This window comes from Nocardioides sp. CPCC 206348, from assembly GCF_048654705.1.
Classification (GTDB): Bacteria; Actinomycetota; Actinomycetes; order Propionibacteriales; family Nocardioidaceae; genus Nocardioides.
This window is the reverse complement of sequence record NZ_JBMCZA010000226.1, coordinates 25,552-34,872: the sequence shown is the minus strand read 5'-3', so window position 1 is coordinate 34,872 and position 9,321 is coordinate 25,552. Positions and strand designations below refer to the sequence as shown.

Annotated in this window: 10 protein-coding genes and 1 pseudogene; 9 read left to right on the top strand and 2 right to left on the bottom strand. The window is 69.0% G+C overall.

Annotated elements, in window-relative coordinates:
- From ACOADB_RS25740 to ACOADB_RS25700, 9 genes and pseudogenes are all read left to right on the top strand, one after another.
- Positions 1-375: pseudogene (locus ACOADB_RS25740) on the top strand (lipid-transfer protein); the annotation flags it as partial.
- A complete protein-coding gene (locus tag ACOADB_RS25735) occupies positions 375-1,538 on the top strand; it encodes a thiolase domain-containing protein (protein ID WP_378605645.1) in 1,164 nt (387 codons plus the stop codon). The pseudogene ACOADB_RS25740 and the gene ACOADB_RS25735, both read left to right, overlap by 1 nt.
- A gap of 141 nt (positions 1,539-1,679) precedes the next feature.
- A complete protein-coding gene (map, locus tag ACOADB_RS25730) occupies positions 1,680-2,447 on the top strand; it encodes a type I methionyl aminopeptidase (RefSeq protein WP_182376444.1) in 768 nt (255 codons plus the stop codon).
- Between the two features lie 64 nt (positions 2,448-2,511).
- Positions 2,512-3,306 (top strand): PIG-L deacetylase family protein, encoded by a 795-nt coding sequence (locus ACOADB_RS25725; RefSeq protein ID WP_378605641.1) that lies wholly within the window; start codon positions 2,512-2,514, stop codon positions 3,304-3,306.
- 72 nt (positions 3,307-3,378) lie between these two features.
- Entirely contained in the window at positions 3,379-3,816 is a 438-nt protein-coding gene (locus ACOADB_RS25720) for a VOC family protein (RefSeq protein ID WP_378605638.1), read from the top strand.
- Between the two features lie 58 nt (positions 3,817-3,874).
- Positions 3,875-4,543 (top strand): lysophospholipid acyltransferase family protein, encoded by a 669-nt coding sequence (locus ACOADB_RS25715; RefSeq protein ID WP_378605635.1) that lies wholly within the window; start codon positions 3,875-3,877, stop codon positions 4,541-4,543.
- A gap of 43 nt (positions 4,544-4,586) precedes the next feature.
- On the top strand, positions 4,587-4,940 hold the full coding sequence (locus tag ACOADB_RS25710) for a hypothetical protein (RefSeq protein ID WP_378605632.1): 354 nt from the start codon (positions 4,587-4,589) through the stop codon (positions 4,938-4,940).
- A gap of 148 nt (positions 4,941-5,088) precedes the next feature.
- Positions 5,089-6,042, top strand: coding sequence for a hypothetical protein (locus tag ACOADB_RS25705; protein WP_378605629.1), 954 nt, complete (start codon positions 5,089-5,091; stop codon positions 6,040-6,042).
- A gap of 83 nt (positions 6,043-6,125) precedes the next feature.
- Positions 6,126-6,881: a GTP pyrophosphokinase gene (locus ACOADB_RS25700; protein ID WP_378605626.1), complete on the top strand. Its 756-nt coding sequence runs from the start codon at positions 6,126-6,128 to the stop codon at positions 6,879-6,881.
- On the opposite strand, the gene ACOADB_RS25695 is transcribed toward ACOADB_RS25700, so the two are convergent.
- Positions 6,878-8,632 carry a DUF429 domain-containing protein gene (locus ACOADB_RS25695; protein WP_378605623.1) on the bottom strand — a complete coding sequence of 585 codons (1,755 nt, stop codon included), beginning with the start codon at positions 8,630-8,632 and terminating at the stop codon, positions 6,878-6,880. The two genes, ACOADB_RS25700 and ACOADB_RS25695, sit on opposite strands and share 4 nt — an antisense overlap.
- A gap of 48 nt (positions 8,633-8,680) precedes the next feature.
- Positions 8,681-9,286: a PepSY domain-containing protein gene (locus ACOADB_RS25690; protein WP_378605620.1), complete on the bottom strand. Its 606-nt coding sequence runs from the start codon at positions 9,284-9,286 to the stop codon at positions 8,681-8,683.
- Positions 9,287-9,321: the final 35 nt, after the last annotated feature.

Below are 9,321 nucleotides of genomic sequence, written 5' to 3'. Positions count from 1 at the left end.
CCCGCCTGGCTCACCGGAATCTCCCACAACGTCGACCCCATGGGCATGGGTGTTCGCGACCTCACCCGGTCGCCATCGGCCCAGCGGGCCGGTGCCGCACTCGACCTCGGCGGCGTCGACCTGGCCGAGCTGCACGCACCGTTCAGCCACCAGGAGCTCATCCTGCGCAAGGAGCTGGGCCTCGGCGACGACGTCGTCATCAACCCCTCCGGCGGCGCACTGGCGAGCAACCCGATGTTCTCCGGTGGTGGCATCCGCGTCGGCGAGGCCGCGACGAGGATCTGGTCCGGTGAGGCCGACAAGGCCCTCGCCCACGCCACCAGTGGCCCCGCCCTGCAGCAGAACCTCGTCTGCACCCTGGAAGGAAACATCTGATGGGCAAGCAGCCTGCAGCGATCATCGGCGTCGGCCAGACGCACCACCGCGCGAAGCGCGAGGACCTCTCCATGGCCGGCCTGTGCCGCGAGGCCATCGACCGCGCGCTCCTCGACGCCAACATGACGCTCGACGACATCGACGCCATCGTGGTCGGCAAGGCGCCGGACCTGTTCGAGGGCGTGATGATGCCCGAGCTGTTCCTCGCCGAGGCCCTCGGCGCGGCCGGCAAGCCGCTCCTGCGGGTCCACACCGCCGGCTCGGTCGGCGGCTCGACCGCGATCGTCGCGGCGTCCCTGGTCCAGGCCGGCGTCCACAAGCGGGTGCTGACGGTCGCCTACGAGAAGCAGTCCGAGTCCAACGCGATGTGGGCGCTCTCGGTGCCGCTGCCGTTCAACATGCCCGTCCACGCGGGTGCCGGCGGCTACTTCGCACCGCACGTGCGTTCCTACATCCGCCGTTCCCAGGCCCCCACCCACGTGGGTGCGATCGTGGCCGCCAAGGACCGCAACAACGCGCTGAAGAACCCCTACGCGCACCTCCACAACGAGGGCACGACCGTCGAGTCTGTCCTGGCCTCGCAGATGCTCTGGGACCCGATCCGGTACGACGAGACCTGCCCCTCGAGCGACGGTGCCTGCGCGCTGGTCATCGTCGACGAGGACACCGCCCGGTCCTCGCCGAACCCGGCCTGGATCCACGGCACGGTGATGCGCTCGGAGGCCACCACGGCCGCCGAGCGTGACCAGGTCAACCCGCAGGCCGGGCGTGACGCCGCAGCCGCGCTCTGGAAGCAGGCCGGCATCACCAACCCGATCGAGGAGATCGACGCCGCCGAGATCTACGTGCCGTTCTCCTGGTTCGAGCCGATGTGGCTCGAGAACCTCGGCTTCGCGGCCGAGGGCGACGGCTGGAAGCTGACCGAGGCCGGCGAGACAGCGATGACCGGCAAGATCCCGGTCAACTGCTCCGGCGGTGTCCTGTCGTCGAACCCGATCGGAGCCTCCGGCATGCTCCGCTTCGGCGAGGCGGCGCTCCAGGTCCGTGGCGCGGCCGGCGAGCACCAGGTCGACGGCGTACGACGGGCACTCGGCCACGCCTACGGCGGTGGCTCGCAGTTCTTCGCGATGTGGGTGGTCGGCTCGGAGAAGCCGACCAACTGAGCACCACGGTTTGGGGGCAGGCCCCACCGATCCACCACTCGTCTCCTTCGCCACGCGATGGGGCCAATCCTGGCCGAGTGGTGGATCGTCCGGACCCGTGCACGAATTCTTGCCCCGGCCCGCGCCCGATAGGCTCGTTTCGTGATTGAGCTCCGCACCCCCGCCCAGATCGAGCAGATGCGTCCCGCCGGTCGTTTCGTCGCCTCGGTGATCAAGGCCCTGTCCGAGAAGGCCGCCGTGGGCGTGAACCTGCTCGAGCTCGACGCCCTGGCCCACAAGATGATCAAGGACGCCGGTGCGGAGTCCTGCTACATCGACTACCACCCGTCGTTCGGTGCCAGCCCGTTCGGCAAGGTCCTGTGCACGTCGGTCAACGACGCCGTCCTGCACGGCCTGCCGTTCGACTACGTCCTCCAGGACGGCGACCTGCTCTCCGTCGACTTCGCTGCCTCCGTCGACGGCTGGGTGGCCGACTCGGCCCTGTCGGTCATCGTCGGTACGCCGAACGAGAAGGACCAGTGGCTCATCGACGTCACGCAGCGTGCCCTCGACGCCGGCATCGACGCCGCCCGCGCGGGCAACAAGCTCGGCGACATCTCGTTCGCGATCGGCAGCGTCGCCCACGCCGAGGGCCTGAAGGTCAACCTGCAGTTCGGTGGCCACGGCGTCGGCCGGACCATGCACGGCGAGCCCCACATCTCCAACGACGGGCGCCCGGGACGCGGCCTGAAGCTCCGCCCCGGCCTCGTCATCGCCATCGAGCCGTGGTTCCTGCACACGACGGACGAGATCACCTTCGACCCCGACGGCTGGACCATCCGCTCCGCCGACGGATCGCGGGGCGCGCACACCGAGCACACCGTGGCCATCACCGACGGCGACCCGCTGGTGCTGACCGCCCGCGACTGACCGAGCTCCGGGCGGCGTACGACGGGGACTGATGTCGACCGCTCGTCGTCGCTAACTTGGGCCCATGGCTCGCAACCGGACCCTTGCCTGCGTCTTCGCCCATCCCGATGACGACGCGTACGGCGCTGCAGGGAGCGTGGCACTGCATGCCGACGACCCGGACTTCAGGTTCGTCCTGATCCATGCGACGTACGGCGAGCAGGGCGAGATCCGCGACGGGTTCCCGGCCACGCGCGAGACGCTGGGGACGGTCCGACGGGGCGAGGACGAGGCCGCGTGGCGCGCACACGGTCGCGTACCCGATCGACACGAGTGGCTCGGCCTGCCCGACGGTGCGCTGGCAGAGGTCCCGTTCGAGGAGGTCGTCGCAGCCGTCGCACAGATCCTCGACGAGGAGGATCCCGCCGTCGTCGTGACGTTCGGACCCGACGGGATCTTCGGGCACCCAGACCACATCACGATCGGCGCAGCCACGGACGAGGCGTTCGCTCGCCTGCGGTCCGACGACCGATCCGGGTTCCAGCGCCTCGCACACGGCGCGGTCCCCCAGTCGGTCTTCGAGCGCTGGAACCGCCAGCGCGCCGACCTCGGCCTCTTCACCTTCGACCCGACGCAGACCTTCCACATGCGGGGCGTCCCGGACGAGCAGATCCGGATCACCGTGGACTGCAGCCAGCACGCGAGCCGGATCGTGGCGGGCCTGCGGGAACACAAGAGCCAGCTGCACGTGATGTCGGACGACCCGACCAACACCGAGCAGTGGGAGCGTCGTGTCGGTCGCGAGTGGTACGCCGTCGCGTGGCCCGAGACCGAGGGGCAGGCGCCCATGCTCACGGACCTCTTCGAAGGTCTTGCCTGACCCATGTCGAGAACCAGGGCTCAGCTCCGTCCCTGCTTCGACGGACCCACCCCACCGCTGGAGGACTGACCCATGGCCCACGTACGACTCTTCGACCACGTCGGCATCACCGTTGCCGACCTCGACGCGGTGACGTCGTTCTTCGTCACGCTCGGTCTCGAGGTGGAAGGAACGGCGACGCTGGAAGGCCAGTTCGTCGACGACGTGATCGGCATCCCCGGCTCCCGCAGCCAGATCGTCATGCTGCGGCCACCGGGCGGTGGCACCGGACTCGAGCTGTCGACGTTCATCACACCGGACCACCTGCCCGGCTCCCCCGCCCCGATGTCCAACGAGCTCGGCATCCGGAACGTGATGTTCGAGGTCGACGACCTGTCCTCCGTCCTCGACGAGCTGGCTGCCGACGGGTACGGCCTCATCGGGAGCGTGGGCGAGCACGAGGGTTGGCGGATGACCTACGTACGCGGGCCCGAGGGGATCATCGTGGCGCTGGCCGATCGGAACGGCTGACGCTCATCCCAGTGGTGCCGGTCGCACGCCATCCCGCCGAGCCTTCTACGCTGGACCCGTGCTCTACGAGGTTCTCCACGCCATCGTCCCTCCCGTCGCGCGCGCCGTCTGGCGCCCGACGGTCGAGGGCATCGAGCACGTCCCGATGTCGGGGCCGGTGCTGATCGCGAGCAACCACCTCAGCTTCGCCGACAGCGTGGTGATCCCGATCGTGGCGCCCCGCAAGGTGGTGTTCCTCGCCAAGGCGGAGTACTTCACCGGCTCCGGGATCAAGGGCCGGATGAGCAAGGCGTGGTTCGAGGGCCTGGGCATGGTGCCCGTCGACCGCAGCGACACCCAGGCCGCACTCAAGTCGCTCGACATCGCGCTGGAGGTCCTCGGCCGCGGTGAGGCCTTCGGGATCTACCCGGAGGGCACCCGCTCGCGCGACGGCAAGCTGTACCGCGGCCGCACCGGCATCGCACAGCTCGCCCTGACAGCAGGTGTCCCGGTGGTGCCCGTCGGATTGATCGGCACCGAGAACCTGCAGCCGGTGGATAGCGCCCTCCCGAAGCGCGCGGAGGTGACGGTCCGGTTCGGCAAGCCGCTCGACTTCACGGGCCGCTTCGACGGCGTGGCGCCCGGACGGGCCCGCCGCCAGGTCACCGACGAGATCATGGACGCGATCCACGCCCTCACCGGCCAGGAGCGGGTCGAGGCGTACAACGAACGGCCCATCGACGCCTGAGGGTTCTTGAGTGCTCGCCTCGATCCTCCGACAGGATGAGCACGTGACCGACCACCGCTTGGCGAGCCTGTGGAACTCTGACAACCCGGCCTACGGTGTCGTCCGCCACGCCTTCTCCGAAGGGGAGTACGCCGCCCGGTTCGACGACCTCAATGGTGACTACCGGGAGGTCTGTCTGACCATCTTGAAGTGGCACAGGGAGGGCTGGGCCGAGATCACATCCGATGACGACTGCGGGCTGCCGGAAAAGGGTGGGTGGTCCAACAGCGGCTGGGCGAACGGCTATGGGGGTGGCCACGCCTACTCCATCGGTCGGGACGACATCGACAGGTGGTGGCTGCTGGTGGAACCAGCGGACGAGCCCTCGGATGTCCCGTTCCGCCGGCCCGCCCGTTAGACCGAAGGACATACTCACGCCTGTGGACCAGTTGGCGACACATCGGAATGTGGTGGACGTTGCGCTCGCCCGTCTCGGATCGAGCTGGGAGGCATGGCCAGACGTCGTGACCGACCCTCGGCTGTCAGGCGAGGAAAGGTTGTCCGCTGTGATCACCCTGCTGGCGACACATGAGGGTGACGTCAGGCACGGCCCCACAATCACCCTCATCGACATCGCGGACGAGACACTTGATTGGCTCGGCCGAAAGCGCGAACCGTGGGCAAGACTCGCGCGGATGCGTCTGGCGTGGACGGCACCGACAGCGGCGATCGCGCTCGTCGTCGCTACGCGAGGGGCGTACGACGATCGCCGGGTCGCCCTCGCCCTCAGGGGAGCCGGACAAGTCTGTACAGCTGGATGGGCAGACTCGGAGTTGCTCGACGCACTCGATCGATGCGCGCGATTCATGGACTCCCTGGGAGAGGAGTGGACGCGCGTCGCGGAGCTCCGAAACCTGGCACGGAGGGTGATCGCCTCCGCCACTCCTCCGGAAATCCTCGACCTGTCGCTCCTCGTCGACGGTGACGGCTGGGCGGACCAGGCGCGAGAGGCTGCCCGTACGCATCCCGCGGCAACGGTTTCACCACTCGTTCGACTGCTCGGAGATCTGGGGCCCCGAAAGCCGTCGCAGCGGTGGTGGAAGGACGTCGAGAACGCACTACGGCCGGTGGAGGCCCGCCAACTTCTCCTGCAATGGCTGGAACTGGCTGCTGCCGCCGAAGCCGTTCCGGAATGGCCGGGCTCGCGGATCGGGTACTGCTGCGGCGTCCTGTTCGTCGGCACCAACGTAGACCTGGTTCGCGCGGCCGTACTGGCAACGAGCCGACTGCCGGAAGATGCATCACCGGCCGAGGCGCTGGGAACGTTGGCGCGGCGAGGTTCGGCGCACAACGGCATGGCCGGCATGCCCGAGGCGCTGGCGCTCAAGGTTGCCTCGGCCGCCGTCGACGCGTTGAGCCTTCGTGGCAGCGAGGCCGACCGTCTCGTACTGGCCCGTCTCCTGACGGATCTACACAGGCGTGATCTCGTCAAGCGGGTCGCCGCGGCTCTGGCCGACTAGTTGCTGATTGGATCCAGCGCAGACAGGGCGCGGCTTGAGCGATCAGGGATGCTGGACTCCGACCTGCCAGGAGGACCCGTCACGTGAGCGCCACCGAGACCACGCCGTCCGACGTACCCCTGATGCCGCCGGCACGCACCGGGTCCGAGCTGCTCCGTGAGCTCTTCGTGGGGTTGCTGGGGACCGAGGCGACCGACGCCCAGACCCATGACCTCGCCGCACAGCTGCGCGACCTCCAGGTCGGGATGGCGCGGTTCCGGATGCGCTACCAGTTCGCGCTCGACGAGGTGACGACGAAGATCTCGATCCTGCGCGAGGAGTTCGAGCAGACCCACGACCACAGCCCCATCGAGCACGTGCGCACCCGACTGAAGACGGTCGAGAGCCTCTTCGCGAAGGTCGCCCGGATCGACTGCGAGCCGACCCTCGAGGACATCGAGGCCAAGATCCGCGACATCGCCGGGATCCGGGTCGTCTGCCCGTTCGTGTCGGACGTGTACTGGATCAGCGACATGCTCACGGGGCAGCCTGACGTCACGGTCCTCGAGGTCGAGGACTACATCCGCTCCCCCAAGGCCAACGGCTACCGCAGCCTCCACCTGATCATCCGGGTGCCGGTGTTCCTCTCCGACCGCACCGAGCACGTGCCGGTCGAGTTGCAGATCCGCACGATCGCCATGGACTTCTGGGCCAGCGTCGAGCACTCGATCTACTACAAGTACGACGGCATCGTCCCCACGACGCTGCTCGATGAGCTGCACCGGGCCGCCGACACCGCGTCAGCGCTCGACCAGACCATGGGCCGGTTGCGCACCGAGGTCCGCGAGCTCGGCTCCTAGGCCCCGCCGCGCATCTTGGCGAGCCTGGCCCGCAGCGCCGGCACCCGGTCCTCATTGGCGCGCAGGTCGACGTACGCATCGCCGTACACCCAGAGCAGTGCGTCGTCGAGCCGTCGTACGGCGCCCGGCGGGTAGCGATAGTCCATCCGCTCCTTGAGCGCCTCATCGTCCACGGACCGCAGCGTCTCGCCGAGCTCGTTGAGCGAGGTGATGCCCAGCTCCAGCACCAGCGCGGAGATCCACGTGTAGTGGTCGGTGCGCGACCAGCCGGAGTCGGAGTACTGGCCGGCGAGGAAGGCGGCGAGCTCGCGGGGGCTGATCCGCGGGTCGTCGTCCTCCGGCTCGTCGCTCGGTCCGGCCATGCCGGACTGGAGCCGGTCGCGGATCGTGGAGAACTCGCGATCGGCGAGCTCGAGCAGGCCGGCCGCCAGGGTGAAGCGCCGGTCGAGGTCCGGGACGTACTCGTCGGGGATCGTGCCCTTGTAGCGGATGTCGTGCTCGAACTCCGCCCACGCGTGCTGGAGGACGGTGCGGACCTGGATCTGGGCCTGCCGCCCCCGCAGTGCCGCGAACTCGTCGTGCCCCTCGCGGGCCGGGTCGAGGCCCACGAGCAGGTGACGGCTCGCGTAGCCCCAGCGCCCTTCGCTGGCGGTCTCACGACCCATGTCGCGGTCGTCGAGGACCACCACCTGGTCCTCCATGAGGTCGGCCACCGCCTGGACGTCGCTGTGCACGTAGGTGATGACGCGGATCCCGATCTGGTCGGTGATCTGGCGCAGCGGATCGTCGAAGACCGGCTTCCCGTCGACCGTCCTCGCCGCCTTCGCTGCGAAGGACGACACGGACTTCGCACGGCCCGTGACGGTCAGGTAGTTGATGCCCGCCTCGTCGAGGATCGACGTGACCAGCTCGACGAACTGGTCGGTCGCCTGGCGCAGCTGGGGCTGGATCTCGGTGTACTCACGGATCGCGGCGCCCGCACCACTCACGGCGACGGGCGCGGTCCGGGGAGACGGGACCAGGTCAGCAGGCAGTGCAGGCGTGACGATGTAGCCCGTCTCGAAGTCGCCATAGGTCGCCGTCTGCTCGGGGCGACGGGCAGCGAACAACGCGACGTACGCGCAGATCACGGCGTCGACCTGGTCCTCGACGACGCGCAGCTCGCTCTTGCGTCCGGCTGTCTCGACCGCCGCCCGCAACGCCGTCCAGGCTGGGCTGGTCACCTTCAGGGGCGGATCGGCGGCGACGAGTCCCTCGACCAGGCCGAGCAGGACCAGCAGCTCCGCCCGGAGCTGCTCGAAGTCGCGTCCGGGCTTGTTCTTGTACTTGAGCGTCCGACCCAGCCGGAACAACGCCACGGTGGCCGGGTGCGGGTAGACCTCGATCGCGCGGCGTGCGCGGCCCGATCGCGGGTTCATGTCGAGGCCGAGACGTCCGGCGATGCGTGCGCCGCGTGGCTGTCCGCTGAACTCCGGCTTGCCGGTGTTGGACGGGTGGGCGCCGGCGTCGAACCGGGCGAAGTCCGTGTTCAGCTCCGCCTCCGCGGGGCGGTTGCCGGTCTTGTTCACCACGATGAGCGGCGCGTCGATGGCGACGAGGCAGTCGCCGTCGACGTACGGCGCCTGGGCCTCGACGATCTCGTCGTCACTGGTCACCGTGGCCACCGACACCAACTGGCCGTCCGCATCGAGGACGGCCAGGCCGGTGGGCTTGCGGTCGCCCCACGCGAGGTCGACTCCGACGAAATGCATAAGGGGCAGCCTGCCCTACTGGCTGCCCCCATGCGTGGTGGACATGGATCAGTTGTCGGCGATCTTGTTGAGGACCTTGAAGCTGGCGTCCAGGTCGACGTCCCACTCGACGTTGTTCCTGTCGAGCACCTCGACGTCGTAGGCAGCGCCACGGTCGTCGCTGGCCTCGACCTCGCGGACCGTCCCGCCACCGACGGCAGCGAGAGCAGCCTTCTCGGCCGACGCCCGCTCGGTCGCGCTGAGGACGCGGTCGTCGGCGTCCGGGGCCTCGTTGCGGTCATCGGTGTCGGTGTCGCCATCGCGGTCGTCATCAGCGGCGTCATCAGCGTCGTCGGCGTCGTCGGCGTCGTCGGCGTCGTCGGCGTCCTTGCCGATGACCTTCAGGTCCTTGTCCAGGGTCACGTCGATCTCGGAGCCGTCGGTCCGGCGGACCTCGACCTCGTAGGCCTCGCCCTGGTCATCGCTGGTCTCGACGTCGACAGCCTCGCCGCCGCCCACGGCACCGGTGGCCGCACTGGCGACCCGGTCGCGCTCATCGCCCTTGACGTCGTTGTCGGCAGAGGCAGTCCAGACGGTTCCGCCCACGGCCAGGACGGCAACGGCGGCGATGGCGGGAAGGAGGATTCGCTTGCTACGGAGCTTGTTCGTGTTCATGGCCTCAGCCTCTCCCGACCCCGCTGAAGCCAGCC